General features: G+C 73.6%; 18 protein-coding genes. 13 read left to right on the top strand and 5 right to left on the bottom strand.

From position 1 onward, the window contains the following. Window positions 1–119: 119 nt before the first annotated feature. Window positions 120–731 (top strand): hypothetical protein, encoded by a 612-nt coding sequence (locus tag Q0817_RS15430; protein ID WP_298590130.1) that lies wholly within the window; start codon window positions 120–122, stop codon window positions 729–731. Here the strand turns inward: Q0817_RS15430 and Q0817_RS15425 are convergent. Next, window positions 706–1596 carry an SDR family NAD(P)-dependent oxidoreductase gene (locus tag Q0817_RS15425; protein ID WP_298590127.1) on the bottom strand — a complete coding sequence of 297 codons (891 nt, stop codon included), beginning with the start codon at window positions 1594–1596 and terminating at the stop codon, window positions 706–708. The two genes, Q0817_RS15430 and Q0817_RS15425, sit on opposite strands and share 26 nt — an antisense overlap. Before the next feature lie 92 nt (window positions 1597–1688). Here Q0817_RS15425 and Q0817_RS15420 point away from each other — a divergent pair, with 92 nt between their 5' ends. Together Q0817_RS15420 and Q0817_RS15415 are read left to right on the top strand one after the other, a co-directional pair. Continuing rightward, window positions 1689–2561, top strand: a complete 873-nt coding sequence (locus Q0817_RS15420) for an aldo/keto reductase (protein WP_298590125.1) — start codon at window positions 1689–1691, stop codon at window positions 2559–2561. A 62-nt stretch (window positions 2562–2623) separates the two neighbouring features. After that, window positions 2624–3322 carry a type 1 glutamine amidotransferase domain-containing protein gene (locus Q0817_RS15415; protein WP_298590123.1) on the top strand — a complete coding sequence of 233 codons (699 nt, stop codon included), beginning with the start codon at window positions 2624–2626 and terminating at the stop codon, window positions 3320–3322. 101 nt (window positions 3323–3423) lie between these two features. Here the strand turns inward: Q0817_RS15415 and Q0817_RS15410 are convergent, their stop codons facing one another. Beyond that, window positions 3424–3627, bottom strand: a complete 204-nt coding sequence (locus Q0817_RS15410) for a hypothetical protein (protein ID WP_298590120.1) — start codon at window positions 3625–3627, stop codon at window positions 3424–3426. 181 nt (window positions 3628–3808) lie between these two features. On the opposite strand from Q0817_RS15410, the gene Q0817_RS15405 reads away from it, so the two are divergent. Both Q0817_RS15405 and Q0817_RS15400 read left to right on the top strand, forming a co-directional pair. After that, the gene (locus Q0817_RS15405) at window positions 3809–4552 is read left to right on the top strand and encodes an MBL fold metallo-hydrolase (protein WP_298590116.1); all 744 of its coding nucleotides are present in this window, start codon (window positions 3809–3811) and stop codon (window positions 4550–4552) included. A gap of 132 nt (window positions 4553–4684) precedes the next feature. Then, window positions 4685–5692 carry an NAD(P)-dependent alcohol dehydrogenase gene (locus Q0817_RS15400; RefSeq protein WP_298590113.1) on the top strand — a complete coding sequence of 336 codons (1008 nt, stop codon included), beginning with the start codon at window positions 4685–4687 and terminating at the stop codon, window positions 5690–5692. A 67-nt stretch (window positions 5693–5759) separates the two neighbouring features. Here the strand turns inward: Q0817_RS15400 and Q0817_RS15395 are convergent, their stop codons facing one another. Beyond that, window positions 5760–6938 (bottom strand): CAP domain-containing protein, encoded by a 1179-nt coding sequence (locus Q0817_RS15395; protein ID WP_298590110.1) that lies wholly within the window; start codon window positions 6936–6938, stop codon window positions 5760–5762. A 438-nt stretch (window positions 6939–7376) separates the two neighbouring features. On the opposite strand from Q0817_RS15395, the gene Q0817_RS15390 reads away from it, so the two are divergent. The 3 genes from Q0817_RS15390 (at window position 7377) to Q0817_RS15380 (ending at window position 10503) form a co-directional block, all read left to right on the top strand. After that, window positions 7377–7808, top strand: coding sequence for a hypothetical protein (locus Q0817_RS15390; RefSeq protein WP_298590107.1), 432 nt, complete (start codon window positions 7377–7379; stop codon window positions 7806–7808). Between the two features lie 49 nt (window positions 7809–7857). Next, window positions 7858–9192, top strand: coding sequence for a M20/M25/M40 family metallo-hydrolase (locus Q0817_RS15385; protein ID WP_298590104.1), 1335 nt, complete (start codon window positions 7858–7860; stop codon window positions 9190–9192). Between the two features lie 69 nt (window positions 9193–9261). After that, window positions 9262–10503, top strand: a complete 1242-nt coding sequence (locus tag Q0817_RS15380) for an acyl-CoA dehydrogenase family protein (protein WP_298590101.1) — start codon at window positions 9262–9264, stop codon at window positions 10501–10503. Between the two features lie 40 nt (window positions 10504–10543). On the opposite strand, the gene Q0817_RS15375 is transcribed toward Q0817_RS15380, so the two are convergent. Next, window positions 10544–10777 carry a DUF5703 family protein gene (locus Q0817_RS15375; RefSeq protein WP_298590098.1) on the bottom strand — a complete coding sequence of 78 codons (234 nt, stop codon included), beginning with the start codon at window positions 10775–10777 and terminating at the stop codon, window positions 10544–10546. 40 nt (window positions 10778–10817) lie between these two features. Here Q0817_RS15375 and Q0817_RS15370 point away from each other — a divergent pair, with 40 nt between their 5' ends. The 3 genes from Q0817_RS15370 to mshC all read left to right on the top strand — a co-directional run bounded on the left by Q0817_RS15370 (window position 10818) and on the right by mshC (window position 13499). Continuing rightward, the gene (locus tag Q0817_RS15370; RefSeq protein WP_298590097.1) at window positions 10818–11177 is read left to right on the top strand and encodes a primosomal protein; all 360 of its coding nucleotides are present in this window, start codon (window positions 10818–10820) and stop codon (window positions 11175–11177) included. 107 nt (window positions 11178–11284) lie between these two features. Continuing rightward, a complete protein-coding gene (locus Q0817_RS15365) occupies window positions 11285–12115 on the top strand; it encodes an undecaprenyl-diphosphate phosphatase (RefSeq protein ID WP_298590095.1) in 831 nt (276 codons plus the stop codon). Window positions 12116–12215: 100 nt separating this feature from the next. Next, window positions 12216–13499, top strand: a complete 1284-nt coding sequence (mshC, locus tag Q0817_RS15360; RefSeq protein ID WP_298590093.1) for a cysteine--1-D-myo-inosityl 2-amino-2-deoxy-alpha-D-glucopyranoside ligase — start codon at window positions 12216–12218, stop codon at window positions 13497–13499. Between the two features lie 100 nt (window positions 13500–13599). Here the strand turns inward: mshC and Q0817_RS15355 are convergent, their stop codons facing one another. Then, window positions 13600–14508, bottom strand: coding sequence for a PAC2 family protein (locus tag Q0817_RS15355; protein ID WP_298590090.1), 909 nt, complete (start codon window positions 14506–14508; stop codon window positions 13600–13602). A 75-nt stretch (window positions 14509–14583) separates the two neighbouring features. Here Q0817_RS15355 and Q0817_RS15350 point away from each other — a divergent pair, with 75 nt between their 5' ends. Next, window positions 14584–15294, top strand: a complete 711-nt coding sequence (locus Q0817_RS15350) for an HAD family phosphatase (RefSeq protein ID WP_298590087.1) — start codon at window positions 14584–14586, stop codon at window positions 15292–15294. Continuing rightward, window positions 15291–16424, top strand: a complete 1134-nt coding sequence (locus tag Q0817_RS15345; protein WP_298590085.1) for a site-2 protease family protein — start codon at window positions 15291–15293, stop codon at window positions 16422–16424. The genes Q0817_RS15350 and Q0817_RS15345 overlap by 4 nt, the downstream gene beginning before the upstream one ends. The last annotated feature ends 86 nt before the right edge of the window (window positions 16425–16510 follow it).

Genomic DNA, 16510 nt, shown 5'->3' with positions numbered 1-16510 from the left:
CACTGAATATTGCACTCGCGACATCATAGTGCAATTCTACGACGGTGCCTCCCCGGTGCGCGCCCGCCCCGCCGTCCGTACGCTGGAACGCGAGCGCGCACGACCGGAGGAGGCTCCGCATGGCGCAGGAACCGGACCCCCGTCCGCGACTGATCGGGTTGCACGGTCGCAAACAGTCGGGCAAGGACACGTGCGGTGACCGCCTCGTGGCCGCCCACGGCTACACCCGGATCGCCTTCGCGGACCCGCTGCGACTGTTCCTCAGCGAACTGGACCCCCTCGTGGGCGTCCGGGAGGGCGCGCCGCTGCGTCTCGGGACGGTGCTGGCGGAGGTGGGCGGGGACTGGGGTCTGCTCAAGGACGAGGCGCGGGACCCGGTGCACCGGGAGATCCGGACGCTGCTGCAGAAGGTCGGCAACGAGGCCGGCAAGGCCGTCTTCGGGGAGACGGTGTGGGCGGACCGCGGCCTGGACACGGCTCGGCGGACCGACGGGCCGGTCGTGTTCACGGACGTGCGCTTCGACGTCGAGGCGGCCGCCATCACGGCCGAAGGGGGCCGGGTGGTGCACGTCGTGCGCCCTGGGGCGTCCGCCCCGGACGACCCGCACCCCTCGGAAGCCGGCATCGACCCGCACTGGATCACCGCCACCCTCGTCAACGACGGGACGGTCGAGCAGCTCTGGGCGAAGGTCGACGCCCTGGTGCTCAGCCGGCCGGGTGACCCGGGGTGAGGCCCACGAGCTCCGCGCTGCGCTGCCACAGGGCGTCCGCGAGCGCGTCGTCGGCCGCCCGGGACGGGGCGCGGGCGGGCTTGCGCTTCTCGTAGTAGCCCCCGGAGCGCCAGTCCCGCCCGGCGGCGCCGTCGGCCAGCCACACGAGGGTCTCCGCCCCCTGCTCGGGGGTGCGCATGAGCCGGCGGCCCGGGCGCGTGCTGTAGAGGAACCGCAGGGCCGTGCTGGTGCCCGAGGCGAAGTTCGTCGCCACGCCGCCGGGGTGGAAGGCCGCGGCGCTCAGCCCGTGCGGCCCGTAGCGGCGGTCGAGGCCGCGGGTGAACAGGAGGTTGGCGAGCTTCGTGTCCGCGTAGGCCCGCTGCGGGGACCAGGGCCGGTCGTCCACGAGGGTCTCCGGCGAGAGCCGGCCGATGCGCGCCGCGACGCTGGAGGTGTTGACCACCGCCGCTCCGCGCACCAGGAGCCCGTCCAGCAGCAGATGGGTGAGCAGGAAGGGCGCCAGGTGGTTGACCTGCCACGTCCTCTCGAGCCCGTCGGGCGTCAGCTCGCGGCGGTCGAAGATCCCGCCGGCGTTGTTGACCAGGACGTCGATCCGCGGAACGGACTCCCGCAGATCGGCGGCCAGGCGGCGCACGTCGTCGAGGCGCGCGAAGTCCGCGGTGAAGTGCCGGACCCCGAGCGGACCGGCCACCGCCGCGGTCTTCTCGGACGAACGGCCGACCACGACGACGTCGTGCCCCCGCCTCGTCAGCTCGCGGGCCGCGGCGGCACCGATGCCGTCGCTGGCCCCCGTGATCACGACCGTGCGCCGGCCGGGGCGCTGCTCGTGGCGCTCGCCGTCGTGCTCGTGGGTGTCCTGGTCCACAGGGGCCTCCTCGGTCGTGCCGGAATCCCCGTCAGCATATCCACGTCCCCCCGGAGCGGAATAAGCCCACGGGCGGACTCGTTGCGGCTCGCATGACGGAAAACACCCGGACCACCGCCCGAGCCGTACCCGGCACCATCGACCTCCCGGACCTCGGCACCGTCCACCGGCTCGGCTTCGGCGCCATGCGCATCGTCGGCGAGGGCGTGTGGGGGGAGCCCGCCGACCGCGCGAACGCCGTGCGCGTGCTGCGCCGGGCCGTGGAGCTCGGCGTCGACTTCATCGACACCGCCGACGCCTACGGCCCCGACGTCAGCGAGCAGATCATCGCCGAGGCCCTCCACCCTTACCCCGAGGGCGTGCGCATCGCCACCAAGGTGGGCTTCGCCCGCACCGGACCGGGGAAGTGGATCCCTCTCGGCCGGCCCGAGTACCTCCGCCAGCAGACCGAGCTGAGCCTGCGCAAGCTCCGGGTGGACGCCCTCGACCTGCTCCAGCTGCACCGCGTGGACCCGGACGTCCCCGCCGAGGAGCAGTTCGGCGTCCTGCGGGAGCTCCAGCAGGAGGGCAAGGTCAAGGCCCTGGGCCTGTCCGAGGTCACGGTCGAGCAGCTCGTGAGCGCCGGACGGCACTTCACCGTCTCCACGGTGCAGAACCGCTACAACCTCACCGACCGCGCCTCCCAGGACGTCCTGGACCACGCCACGGAGCACGGCATCGGCTTCATCCCCTGGGCCCCGATCTCCGCCGGGGAACTGGCCCGCCCGGGCGGGCCCGTCGACCGGGCCGCCCAGCGGCTCGGCGCCACCACCGCCCAGGTCGCCCTCGCCTGGCTGCTCCGGCACTCCCCGGTCATCATGCCCATCCCCGGCACCGCCTCCCTCGAGCACCTCGAGGAGAATATGGGTGCCGCGCACCTCGAGCTCGACGACGCCACCTACGAGGAGCTCACCGCCGCGGGCTGACCCGCCCCGGCCCACCCGGACGCCCCACCGGAACGCACACCACAGTTGAGGAGCAACCCATCATGGCCCGTGTTCTCATGATCGCCTCGGCCGCCGACTCCCTCACCATGCGGGACGGCACCGAGCACCCCACCGGCTTCTGGGCGGAGGAGCTCGTCGTCGCCCACCGGACCCTGCGCCGGGCCGGGCACACGGTCGACCTCGCCACCCCGGGCGGGCGCCGTCCCACCGTGGACCAGGCCAGCCTCGCCCCGGACATGACCGGGGGCCGGGAGCGGGCCGACGAGTTCCGCGCCTACCTCGAGGAGATCGACGCGGAGCTCGCCGCGCCCCGCGTCCTGGCCGACGTCGACGAGACCGACTACGACGCCGTGGTCCTGCCCGGCGGCCACGGCCCCATGGCGGACCTCGTCCGAGACCCTTCGCTCGGCCGGATCCTGGCCGCCTCGGACCGCGCCGGCCGGATCATCGCCCCCTTCTGCCACGGCCCCGCCGCCCTGCTCAGCGCCCAGGACGACGGGACGTTCCTCTTCGCGGGCCGCAGGCTGACCGCCTTCACCAACGAGGAGGAGCTCGGCGGCGGCACCGGGGAGAACACCCCCTGGTTCCTGGAGACCGTGCTGCGGGAGAAGGGAGCCGTCGTGGAGACCGGACCCGCGTGGTCCAGCCACGTCATCCGCGATGCCAACCTGATCACCGGGCAGAACCCCCAGTCGAGCCAGGCCGTCGCCGACATCGTCGTGGAGGCGCTCGCCGAGTGACCCGGGAGGCCCTCGCCCGCGCCGACCACCCCGGGCGCTCCGGCGAGCGCCCGGGTGGACCGGGCACGTGGCCGGGCCCGGCGGGGCGCTCCCGGGCGGGCTCAGAAGCCGACGGAGGCCCGCTGGTCCAGCGCCAGGGCGCGGGCGGCGGCCACGGCGTCCCGGAAGTCCGGGAACGTGCGGCGGACGGTGTCGCCGCCGCCGGCCGGGACGAAGGTCATGGCCCAGCGGCGCCGGCGGAACCGGTGGAAGGGGACGGCGACGATCTCCACGGAGGGCAGGGCATCGGGACGCTGGTCGATCACAGCGGGACCTTTCGGGGGCAGGCCGGGGGAGCCAGGGCCTGTTCCGGGCGGACCGGGGGATCCGTGGGCCGGGGCCGTGGTGGGACCCATGCTACCGGGCACCCCGTCCGGCGGGGCCGTCCCCGGGCCGGTGTCGTGGTCCGGCAGGTATGATCAGCACACTGATCGAGTGAGGAGACCGATGTTCACCCCCGAAGTCGCCGACGGCGTCCACCGCGTCACCCACGCCCACGTCAACTGCTATCTGATCGAGGACGAGGACGGCGTCACCCTCGTCGACGCCGGCCTGCCGAGCATGTGGCCCATGCTGCTCGAAGGACTCGAGGAGCGGGGCCGGCGCCCCGACGAGGTCAGGGCCCTGGTGCTCACGCACGCGCACTTCGACCACATGGGCTTCGCCCGCCGCGCCCAGGAGGAGTGGGGGCTGCCCGTGCTCGGCCACCCGGACGACGCGCGGCTGGCCGCCCACCCCTACCGGTACCGGCCCGAGCGCAACCGGTTCCTCTACCCCGTCAGCCACCCGCGGTCCCTGCCGCTGCTCGGGCGCATGGCGGCGGCCGGGGCCCTCGCGGTCCGGGGCGTCCGCGGGCTGCAGCCGCTCGGGACCGGTGCGGCCCTGCCGGTCCCGGGCCGGCCCGTAGCGGTGCACACCCCGGGCCACACGGACGGGCACTGCGTCCTGCACCTGCCGGACCGGGGAGCCGTCCTCAGCGGTGACGCGCTCGTGACGCTGGACCCCTACACCGGCCGGCGCGGCCCGCAGATCGTCGCCGGCGCGGCGACCAACGACTCCGCCGTCGCCCTCGACTCCCTCGACGCGGTGGCCGCCACCGGGGCGCGCACCGTCCTGCCCGGCCACGGGGAGCGCTGGACGCAGGGCGCGGCGGCCGCGGCCCGGCACGCCCGCGCGGTGGGCGCCCACTGAGGGGAAACTGAGGGGAACCTGCCGGAGGAGTGCTCCGGGCCCGGCCAATGGGAAGTGTGCTGATGACATGCCCGGGCTCGGCGGCTATCGTGGGCGGCGACCGATGACCGCGCCCCTGCTGGAGGACCACCCATGAAGCAACTGACCGTCTCCGCCCCCGGCGGCCTGGACCGGCTCGAGCTCGCGGACGTGCCCGGTCCCGGGGCCCCGGGACCGGGGGAGATCCGCGTCCGCGTGCTCGCGAGCTCCCTGAACTACCACGACTACCTCGTGGTCTCGGGCGGGACCCGGACCGAGGACGGGAGGATCCCGCTGGCGGACGGCGCGGGCGTCGTCGAGGCGGTGGGGGAGGGCGTCGAGGACTTCGCAGAGGGCGACGCCGTGGTCTCCTGCTTCTTCCCGCTGTGGCAGGACGGCCCGCCCGTGGACGGCAACTTCCGGCGGGTGCCCGGGGACGGGCTCGACGGCTACGGGCGTGAGACGGTGGTGCGGCCCGCCACGTGGTTCACGCGCGCCCCCGCGGGGTGGTCGCACGCCGAGGCCGCGACCATCACCACGGCCGGTGTCACCGCCTGGCGGGCACTCGTGGTGGAGGGCGGGCTCCGGGCCGGCGACGTGGTCCTGGCCCTGGGCACCGGGGGTGTCTCCGTCTTCGCCGTGCAGCTCGCCAAGGCCATGGGTGCCACCGTCGTGGTCACGTCCTCGTCCGACGACAAGCTCGACCGTGTCCGGCAGCTCGGCGCGGACCATGTGATCAACTACCGGGAGACCCCCGAGTGGGGTCGCGTGGTCCAGGAGCTCACGGGCGGTCGCGGCGCGGACCACGTGATCGAGGTCGGCGGGCCGGGCACGCTGGCCCAGTCCATCCGGGCCGTGCGGGTCGGCGGCCACATCTCCTTGATCGGCGTGCTCACCGGCGCGGCCGGAGACGTCCCCACGGCGATGCTCATGGCTCGCCAGGCGAGGCTCCAGGGGCTGCTGGTGGGCAGCCGGCGGGACCAGGCCGACTTCGTGCGCGCGCTCGAGGCGACCGGTCTGCGCCCGGTGATCGACCGCCGGCACCGCCTGGCGGAGGCCGCCGACGCCTTCCGGGAGATGGAGTCCGCGCGGCACTTCGGCAAGATCGTGCTCGAGCACTGAGCACGGTTCGGCACTGAGCACGGTTCCCGGACCGCGCCCCGGGGACCGTGCCCCGGGGCGCCGCGGGTCACCACCCGGTGACCCACACCTGACCGGTGGTCGAGGACCAGTTCACCCGGTAGCCGTTGGAGAAGCGCTGGTAGACGGTGTCCCCATAGCGGATCGGGTCGGTGACCGGGTAGCCGTAGCCCCGCTCGAAGCCGGCGGCCTTCCAGGCGCGGCCGATGGCGCCGGTCTCGTTCACCGCACGCGCCCCGTGGGCGCGGGTCCACATCACCTTGGTGAGGACGCCGTCCCGGGAGAAGACCTGGTAGGAGGACCCGTCGGCCAGCCGGCGCTCCTCCGTGGTCGGGAAGCCGTAGCCGTTCTCCCGTCCCGCCGCCACGAACTTCTGGCCGATGGCCGTGGGGTTCTCGACCCAGTGGGCGCCGGTGGCGGGGCTCCAGTACAGGGTGGTCTTGCGCCCGTTCAGGGAGAACTCCTGATAGGCGCCCCCGGCGCGCAGACCGCCGCGCTCCGCCATCACGGGCTGCCCGAGGACGGAGGCGCCGCCCAGGGCGTGGTACTTCGCGCCGATGGCACCGGCCACGCCGTAGCCCGCGGGGCTCTGGACGGGCTGTGAGGTCTCGTAGCTGTAGGCCGGGGCCCCGGTCACGCGCGTCGAGGCGTCCGCGGGGGCGCCGCCGTTGGCGTACCCGTAGAGGTTGACGGTGGAGAGCACCTGCCAGGGCTGACCGGTGTTCTCGAGCCGGCCGTCCGCGTAGCTGAGACCGATGCCGATCACCTCGTGGCGGGGGTCCTTGATCGCCTTGTCGTGGGCGGCCGAGGACTTCCACCACTTCACCAGTGCGCTCACGTCCCGGTGGTGCTCCAGGGCGATGACCTCGTTGGCGCTGGTCCAGGGCCCGGTGCGGGGGTCGGTGAGGAAGGAGGTGCTGTGGGAGAACTTCTCCTCGACCACCTGCCGGTCGGACTCCTTCTGCACCACCTGGGAGAGCGTGGCGGAGTACTTGAGCGGCTTCACGCCGAGGGACTCGCGGTACCGGTTGATCTCGTCGAGGATCAGCTGGGCGTCGGCCTGACGGGTGGCCGCGTCGACCGCCACGATGTCCTGCGCGGCGGCATGGGCCGCGGGACCGGCCAGCAGCGAGGTGCCGGCGAGGGTGGTGACGCCGATGCCGGCGGAGAGGGCCAGGGCGGCCATGCGGCCTTGACGGCGCGCGGGGGCGCAGCGGTGTTTCGCCATGGGTGCTTCTGCTTCCTGGTCTGTCTGCACGCACGGAAAAATTGGGGGGTTCCGCGCGGCGGGGGGCTATCGTCGTCCGGCCGGACGACGAGACAGATTGGGCTGGGGAAGTCGCCCAGGGGAATGCTAGGGAATTTCTATTGCAAATAGGAAATGTGTGAAATTGTTTCGTCTATCACGGAACAATAACGGCGACATCACGGAATGTACCGACCGGCCCGTATTCCCGTGGTTATAGTGAGCGGTTCTCGATCCTCCGGCACGAGGTCCGTGAGCGCCGGGACGCCCCTCGTGCAGGTGCCGGGACGCCGGCCGCGGCGTCGGCGCGAGATCGGCGGCCACGGCTCCCCGGGGGCGGCTCGGGACGACGTCCGTGCGCCGGGCGGTCCGAGGCCCGGGGAACGATAGGCTGAAGGAGCTCACCCGGAGAGGAGTCCGATGACCGTCCACGCCATCCGCGCCACCGGCGTCCGGCGCCCGCTGGGGCTGTGCCTGGCCGCCGTCGCCGTGGGCCTGACCGGGTGCGGGCCGGACCTCGACACCCCCGAGGGCACCACCCGGGCCTTCGTCGACGCGATGGCCCAGCGCGACTGGGAGAGCGCCTGCGGGCTGCTGTCCCACGACTTCGTGCACCGGGCCATGGAGGGGAACTCCCAGTACTGCCCCGTCTACCTCGAGCGCTGGCACCCGGACACCTCCCGCTACGAGACGCTCGTCGTCCAGGGCGACGCCGTCGGGACCCCGGACGGGTACCGGCTCGAGGTCGCCCCCGAGGACACCCCCGAGGAGACGGAGGAGGTCGTCGTGGTCGAGGAGTCCGGCCGCCTCGTGCTGCTGCGCTACCCCGGCCGCGACACCGCCATCCGCTGAGCGCCCCCGCGCCCTGCCCCGCCCACCAGGCACTCCAGGAAGGACCGCCATGACCGATCCGCAGACCGTTCCCACCGCCGCGGCCGCGTCGTCGCCCGAGGGCGAGACCGTCGAGATCTGCCGCAACCTCATCCGCATCGACACCTCCAACTACGGCAGCGGCGACGCCAAGGGGGAGCGGAGGGCGGCCGAGTACGTGGCCGGGCTGATCGAGGAGGTGGGTCTCGCGACGACCGTCCTCGAGTCCGCGCCCGGCCGGGCCAACGTCTTCGCCCGGATCGAGGGCACCGACCCCTCCGCCGACGCCCTGCTCGTGCACGGCCACCTCGACGTGGTGCCCGCGATCGCCGCCGACTGGTCCGTGGACCCGTTCGGGGGCGAGCTCAGGGACGGCATGATCTGGGGCCGCGGGGCCGTGGACATGAAGGACATGGACGCCATGATGATCTCGGTGCTGCGCCACATGGTGCGCACCGGGCAGCGGCCGCGGCGGGACATCGTCTTCGGCTTCTTCGCCGACGAGGAGGCCGGCATGGTGTACGGCTCCCACTGGATCGCCGAGCACCACCGCGGGCTCTTCGACGGCGTCACGGACGCCATCAGCGAGGTCGGCGGGTACTCGGCCACCATCGGCGGCCGGCGGGCCTACCTGCTGCAGACGGCGGAGAAGGGCCTCATGTGGCTGCGCCTCAACGCGCAGGGAACGGCGGGGCACGGGTCCCAGATCAACGACGACAACCCGGTGACCCGGCTCTCGAGGGCGCTGGCCAACATCGGTGAGCACCAGTGGCCGATCGAGCTCACCAAGACCACCCGGGCGTTCCTGGACTCGGTCACCGAGCTGACGGGCGTGGAGTTCGACCCGCAGAACCCCCAGCGGCTCCTCGCCGAGCTCGGTTCCGTCGCCCGGTTCGTGGGCGCGACCCTGCAGACCACGGCGAACCCGACGATGCTCGAGGCCGGCTACAAGGTCAACGTCATTCCCGGCTCGGCCCAGGCCGGGCTGGACGTGCGCTACCTGCCGGGCCAGCGCGAGATCGTGCTGGCGAAGCTCGCCGAGCTCGCCGGGGACGGGGTGTCCTTCGAGTTCGAGTCCGACGACATCGCCCTGGAGGTGCCGTTCTCCGGCACGGTGGTCGACGCCATGGTCGACGCCCTGCACGCCGAGGACCCCGAGGCGGTCGTGCTGCCGTACATGCTCTCCGGCGGGACGGACAACAAGTCCCTGGACCCGCTCGGGATCACCGGCTACGGGTTCGTGCCGCTGCGCCTGCCCGACGAGCTGGACTTCCCGTCCATGTTCCACGGCGTGGACGAGCGCGTGCCCACGGACTCCCTGGAGTTCGGCTCCCGCGTGCTGCACCGGCTGCTGAGCCGGTACTGACCGAGCCCGTCCCGGACCGCACGGTCGGCCGGGGCCCCACGACCCCAGGACACCGCCGACAGGAGCGAGATGGACCACGCCACCGGAACGCAGCCCGAGCCCGCGCCGCCCCGGCCGCCGTCGCCCGGCGACCGGACGGCCGGGGACCTGGTGCCCGAGACCCTGCTTCCGGACGACCTGCTGGCGACGTTCCGCGAGCGCGCCGCCGGCTACGACCGGGAGAACCGGTTCTTCGACGAGGACTTCGCGGACCTGGTGCGCATCGGCTATCCGCTCATGCTGGTGCCGCGGGACCGGGGCGGCCTCGGGTTCACGCTGCAGCAGGCGGTGGCCGCGCAGCGGCGCCTCGCCGCGGCCGCCCCCGCCACGGCGCTGGGCATCAACATGCACCACGTCCTGGTCGGCGTGGCGCACACCCTGCGCCTGCGCGGGGACGCCCGGGCGGATCGGATCTTCGACCAGGCCGCGGCCGGGGAGATCTTCGCCTTCGGCATCTCCGAGGCCGGCAACGACTCCGTGCTCTTCGACGCCGCCACCACCGCCGAGGCCGCCGAGGACGGGTACCGGATCACGGGCACGAAGATCTTCACCTCGCTCTCACCGGTGTGGACCCGGCTTCTCGTGCACGCCCGCGACGACGCCGATCCCGGCGCCCCGCTCGTGTTCGGCCTCCTCGACCGGGCGGCGGAGGGCATCGAGGTCCTCGACGACTGGGACACCATGGGCATGCGCGCCTCCCAGTCCCGCACCACGGTGCTGCGCTCGGTGCCGATGCCCGCGGAGCAGGTGCTCACGCGCACCCCCGTGGGACCGAACCCGGACCCGGTGGTGTGGGGCGTCTTCGGCTGCTTCGAGCTGCTGCTGGCCGCGGTCTACACCGGGATCGCGGACCGGGCGGTGGAGCTGGCCGTGGAGATCGCGGGCTCCCGGCGCTCCCGCGGCGCAGGAGCGTCCCATGCCGAGCACCCCGACGTGCGCTGGCAAATCGCCGAGGCCGCGCTCCTGCGCGACGGGGTGGAGCTGCAGCTGCTGCGGCTCAGCGCGGACGTCGACGCCCTCGGCTCCGCGGAGGCCCCGGACCACGGCCCCCGCTGGTTCCTGCTGTTCTCCGGGGTCAAGCACCGGGCCACCGAGGCCGCCCGCCAGGTCGTCGACCTCGCGATGCGCACCTCCGGCGGGGCCCAGTACTCCCGGGGCCGGGAGCTGGAGCGGCTGTACCGGGACGTGCTCGCCGGGATCTACCACCCCTCCGACAACGAGTCCGTGCACGCCGCCGTGGCCAAGGCCCTGCTCGGCCCGATCGGCGGCTGAGCCCAGTCGGGCACGGGGCCTCGGGGCCTGGATCCCGGGCTCAGACGGTGCGCTCCACGCGCATGACCCGGCGGCGCAGCCAGTACTTGCGGGTGCCGCCGTAGAGCAGGACGGAGCGGGTCAGCTCCCACTTGCCGTACTCGGCGTGCTCGCTGAGCCGGGCCCGCGCGTCGCTGAGCAGCTCGTGCGGGGCCACGGTCAGCAGGAGGTACTCGTAGCGCTGGTCGGCGTCCCTCGTGAGGGTCGCCGTGCTGGTCCGGACTTGTTCTCTCATCGGTCCCCATTCTGCACGGAATAGCGCTAACGTCTACTCCATGAGCAATGATCCTCGTGCCGCGCTGCAGGCGCTCGTGAGCGCCTTCGAAGAACACCTCGTCGCCGCGTCCAACCGCCGCAGCGACGACGACCCCGCTGTCGACGGCGCCTACATCGCCATCGCCGACGCCTTCGACGCCTACGAGGAGGCGCTCTACGACGCCTACGACGAGGTGACCCCGCTGACCGTCTTCGCGGAGGAGGAGGACGACTCCGACGACGACTCGGACGACGACGACTCGGACGAGGACGACGACGAGGAGCTCCTGGAGGACAACGAGATGCTCGACGAGGACCTCGTCGACGAGGAGGACTACGAGGACCTCGACGACACGGACGGGGCACGCTCCAGCCGCTGAGCCCCGGTCGCCGCGTCAGCAGGAACGGCCCGCACGCGCGGGCCGTTCCTGCTGTGTCCGGGCCTGTCCCGCCGTCGGCGGCGCCGGGGGTGCCGTAGGGTGGCCGGGTGAATTGGATCGAAACCATCATTCTGGGCCTCGTCCAGGGCCTGACCGAGTTCCTCCCCGTGTCCTCCTCCGCGCACCTGCGCATCGTGGGGGAGCTCCTGCCCAACAGCGCCGACCCGGGGGCCGCGTTCACGGCCATCACGCAGCTGGGCACCGAGACCGCCGTGATCATCTACTTCTGGCGGGACATCGCCCGCATCCTCACGCAGTGGACCCTGTCGCTGGTGGGCCGGGTGGAGCGCTCGGACCCGGACGCCCGGATGGGGTGGCTGATCATCCTGGGCTCCCTGCCCATCGGCGTGCTCGGGCTGCTGCTGGAGGACTACATCGACACGGAGTTCCGCTCCTTGTGGATCACGGCCACGATGCTGGTGGTCTTCGGCGTGATCCTGGCGGTGGCGGACCGGGTCGGCCGGCAGACCCGCCACCTGGACGACCTCACCGTGAAGCACGGTGTGCTCTTCGGGCTGGCGCAGGCGCTGGCCCTGATCCCGGGGGTCTCGCGGTCCGGGGGCACGATCACCGCGGGGCTGCTGATGGGCTACACCCGCGAGGCCGCCGCCCGCTACGCGTTCCTGCTGGCCATCCCGGCGGTGTTCGCCTCGGGGCTGTACAAGCTGGCCCAGACCGTGGGGCAGCCGCAGGCGGGGCCCTACGGCATGACGGAGACGCTGGTGGCCACGGGCATCGCGTTCGTGGTGGCGTACGTGATCATCGGCTGGTTCATGCACTACATCTCCAACCGCAGCTACACGATCTTCGTGTGGTACCGCATCGCGCTGGGGCTGGCCATCTTCGTGCTCCTGGGCCTGGGGGTCATCAGCGCCTGAGCCCTGCGTCACCCGGCGGACCGGGTGCGCCGGCGGGTCCGGTAGGTTGGGTGAGGCCCCGCGCCGCCGACGTCCGATCCCCGAACCACCCGAGGTGAGCATGAAAGCCTGGTCCGCCCGACCCGTCCCCGACCTCCCCGGCGAGGCCCCCCTGCCCGTCGTGCAGGACACCCGGCTGCGGCGGCGGGTGGCGCTGCCCCGGCAGGAGCGGGCGAGCCTCTACGTGTGCGGGATCACCCCGTACGACGCGACCCACATGGGCCACGCGGCCACCTACGTGGCCTTCGACCTGCTGCACCGCGCCTGGCTGGACGCGGGGACCCCGGTGGACTACGTGCAGAACGTCACCGACGTGGACGACCCCCTGCTCGAGCGGGCCCGGGCCACCGGCGTGGACTGGCGGGAGCTGGCCGCCGAGCAGACCGAGCTGTTCCGCACAGACATGAGCGCGCTCAACGTCCTCCCGCCCCAGCACTACGTGGGCGCGACCGAGGCCGTCGGCTGGATCGTGCCCGCTGTCGAGCGCCTCGTGGCGCGCGGGCTCGCCTACCGGGTCCCGGGCCAGGACGGGGAGCCCGACGGCGACGTCTACTTCGATGTGGAGGCCGCCGGCGCGCTGCCCAGCGACGACGCCGACGCGTGGGTGCTCGGCGACGTCTCCCACCTGACCCCCGAGGAGATGCTGCCGCTGTTCGCGGAGCGCGGCGGGGACCCCGAGCGCCCCGGCAAGCGGCACCGGCTGGATCCGCTGCTGTGGCGCGTGGAGCGCCCCGGTGAGCCCGCCTGGGACGGCGCGTCCCTCGGATCGGGTCGCCCCGGCTGGCACATCGAGTGCTCGCTCATCGCCCTCGAGTACCTGCCCGCGCCGTTCACCGTCCAGGGCGGTGGCTCGGACCTCGTCTTCCCGCACCACGAGATGGGCGCCGGCCACTGCTGGGCCCTGACCGGCAAGCCCATGGCCCAGCACTTCCTGCACACCGGGATGGTCGGGCTCGACGGCGAGAAGATGTCCAAGTCCAAGGGCAACCTCGTGCTCGTGTCCGCGCTGCGGGCCCAGGGCGTGGACCCCGCCGTGATCCGCACCGCGATCCTCGCCCACCGCTACACCGACGACTGGTACTGGACCGACCTCGTGCTCGCCGGCGCCGTCGCCCGCGTGGACGCGTGGCGCCGCGCCCTGGCCGTGGCCCCGGAGGGCAGCGCGGCCCCGCTGCTGGAGGCCGTGCGCACCGCCCTGGCCGACGACCTGGACGCCCCCACGGCGCTGGCCGCCCTGGACGCCTGGGCCGCCGGCGCCCTGACCGGCGGCACCCCGGGGACCTGCGGGGCGGACGCCCGGCTGGTCCGGGACCTCGTGGACGCCCGGCTCGGCATCGAGCTCTGAGCCCGTCCCGGGACCGCTCCCGCGGCACGCCGAGGGGCGGCACCCGTGACGGGGTGCCGCCCCTCGGCGCACGGCGCCCGTTCCCGGGGGCCGTGCGCGCTCACTTCTCGTCGCGGCGCCGGCGCAGGTAGCGCTCGAACTCCTTGGCGATCGCGTCCCCGGTGGCCTCGGGCAGGTCCGTGGTGTCCTTGGCCTCCTCCAGCTGCTGGACGTAGGCGGCGATCTCGGGGTCGTCCGAGGCCAGCTCGTTGACCCCCCGCTCCCACGCCTCGGCGTCCTCGGCGATGGCGTCCAGCGGCAGCGTGATGCTCAGCAGCTCCTCGAGCTCCCGCAGCAGGGCCAGCTCGGCCTTCGGGGAGGGGGACTGCGCGACGTAGTGGGGCACCGCCGCCCACAGGCTGACCGTGGGGAACCCGCCCAGGGACGCCATGTGGGAGAGCAGCCCCACGATGCCGGTGGGCCCCTCGTACTGGGAGGAGTCGATGCCCAGCTCCTCCTGGAGCTCGGCGGTGTCGGAGGTCTTGGTCACCGGGATGGGCCGGGTGTGCGGCACGTCGGCGAGCAGCGCCCCGACCATCACCACGAAGTCCACGTCGAGCAGCGTCGCCTGCTCGAGCAGCTCCGCGGTGAAGGAGCGCCACCGGTAGGAGGGCTCCCAGCCGTGCAGCAGCACGAGGTCGAGGTTGGTGCCGGGCACGGTGGCGGTGGAGAGCCGGGTCGTGGGCCAGACGATCTTCACCTCGCCGGTCGCGGCCCGGCGCACGATGGGACGGGAGAACTGGTAGTCGTAGTAGTCGTCCGACGTGACCTCGAAGACGTCCTTCGCCCCGTAGTGGCCGGCCAGGAACTGCACCGCGTCCGTGGCGGCGTCCCCGGCGTCGTTCCACCCCTCGAACGCCGCCACCAGCACCGTCACGCGCTCCTGGTCACCGTCCTCGCGGACCACCCCGAACGGGCCGGCCTGGGGACGGGGGAACGTCTCGTCGAAGTCGTTGCTCACGCCACCCACACTACGCGCAGCGACTTCGACGGCAAGAGGCCCCGGCAGGCGGACGCCCGTGTTGCGGACACTACGATGGAGGCCATGTCCCGCCTCCCGCCCCCGCCCCCCGACGTGCTCCTGCCCACCGCCGTGCTGTTCGACATGGACGGCACCCTCGTGGACACCGAGCCCTACTGGATCGAGGCCGAGATCGAGCTGGTCCGCTCCCACGGGGGGACCTGGACCGAGGCCGACGCCCTGGCCATGGTCGGCACCGGCCTCGAGGACGCGGCCGCCGTGTTCCAGCGCCAGGGGGTCCGCCTGGGCGTCCGGGAGATCGTGGACCGGCTCATCGCCCGGGTCGCCGCCCGCACCCGGGACCGGGTCGTGTACAAGGAGGGGGCGCTGGACCTCGTCGCCGCCCTGCGCGAGCGCGACGTGCCCCTGGCCCTGGTCACCAGCAGCGAGACCCCCCTGGCCGAGGTCGTCCTCGACGCCTTCGGCGGCCCGGGAGTCTTCGACGTCGTCGTCACCGGGGACCTCGGCCACCCGGCCAAGCCGGCCCCCGACCCCTACCGGATCGGCGCCGCCGGGCTCGCCGAGCGGACCGGACGACCGCTGGAGCTCACCGGCATGGTCGCCGTCGAGGACTCCCCCACGGGCATCCGCTCGGCCACCGCCGCGGGGATCTTCACCGTGGGCGTGCCCAACATGGTCCCGCTCGACGACGCCGGCGCCGACCTCGTGCTGCCCAGCCTCGCCGGCGTGGGCCCCGAGGACCTCGGACGGCTCGTGCCCGGGACCCGCGCGTGAGCCGCACCCGCACCGAGGGCATCCCCCTCGGCAGGATCGGCGGGGTGCCCGTGACCCTGTCCTGGTCCTGGTTCCTCATCGCCGCGGTCACCGTGCTCCTCTACACCCCCGTGCTCATGGAGGCGTACCCCCGGCTGGGGGCGCTCAACTACGCCGCGTCCTTCGGCTTCGCCCTCACCCTGGCCCTGTCCGTGCTGCTGCACGAGCTCGCCCACGCCTGGACGGGCCGGGCCTTCGGCTGGCCCACGAGCCGGATCGTGCTGAGCCTGCTCGGCGGCCACACCCACTTCGGAGACGTGCGCAGCACCCCGCTGGCCTCCGCCGCGGTCTCCCTGGCCGGACCCGCCGTCAACCTCGCGCTCGGCCTGGCCGGATGGGCGCTGCTGCGCACCGGGGAGCCCGAACCCACGCTCGGCTGGGTGCTGCTCGACCTCACCACGTGGGCGAACCTCATCGTGGGCGTCTTCAACGTGCTGCCCGGGCTGCCCCTGGACGGCGGCCGCGTGGTCGAGGCCCTCGTCTGGGCGGTCACGGGCCGGGAGCAGCACGGCACGGTGGTGGCGGCCTGGACGGGCCGGCTTCTCGCCGTGGGGCTCGTCGCCGCGACCGCCCTCACCGGCCTGTGGAGCCAGCCCGTCGCGCTCGTCCTCGTGGTCCTCATCGCCGGTTTCATGTGGCAGGGCGCCGGCGCCTCCCTGCGCGGGGCGGCCGTCCTCTCCCGCATGCACGGCGTCAGCGCCGCCGCGCTCGCCGAGCCCGCCGTGGCGGTGCCCGCGAGCGCCACCCTGGCCCACACCGACCGGGTGGTCACCGACCACCTCGCCCGCGCCGCCGGTCCGGGCGCCCCGGTCCCGCACGTGCTGGCGGTGTCCCCGGACCGGCAGGTGGTGGGTCTGCTCGTGCCCGCCGCCGCCGACGCGGTGCCCGCGGACCGGAGGGCGGAGACCCCGCTGACGTCCGTGCTGCAGCACCTGCCGGCCGACGCGGTGCTCGAGGCCGGGCTGCGCGAGGAGTCGCTGCTGCGGGCGGTCGCCGCCCGGGAGTACCCGCACTACGTGGTGACGGGGCCCGGCGGTGCGCTCGTGGGGGTGCTGCGCAGCGCGGCCCTCGAGCGCTTGCTGGCCGGCTGACCCCCGGCGCCCGCCCCCGCGGCACCCCGGCGGCGGCACCCCGCGCCGCGGTGACACAATGGGGGAGGACCCCGGGCCGGCGGAGC

Origin of the sequence: uncultured Kocuria sp. (genome assembly GCF_947500125.1) — a bacterium.
In the GTDB taxonomy this organism is placed as follows: domain Bacteria; phylum Actinomycetota; class Actinomycetes; order Actinomycetales; family Micrococcaceae; genus Kocuria.
Note: the sequence above shows the minus strand (reverse complement) of the source record. Positions and strands in the feature narration are given on the sequence as shown.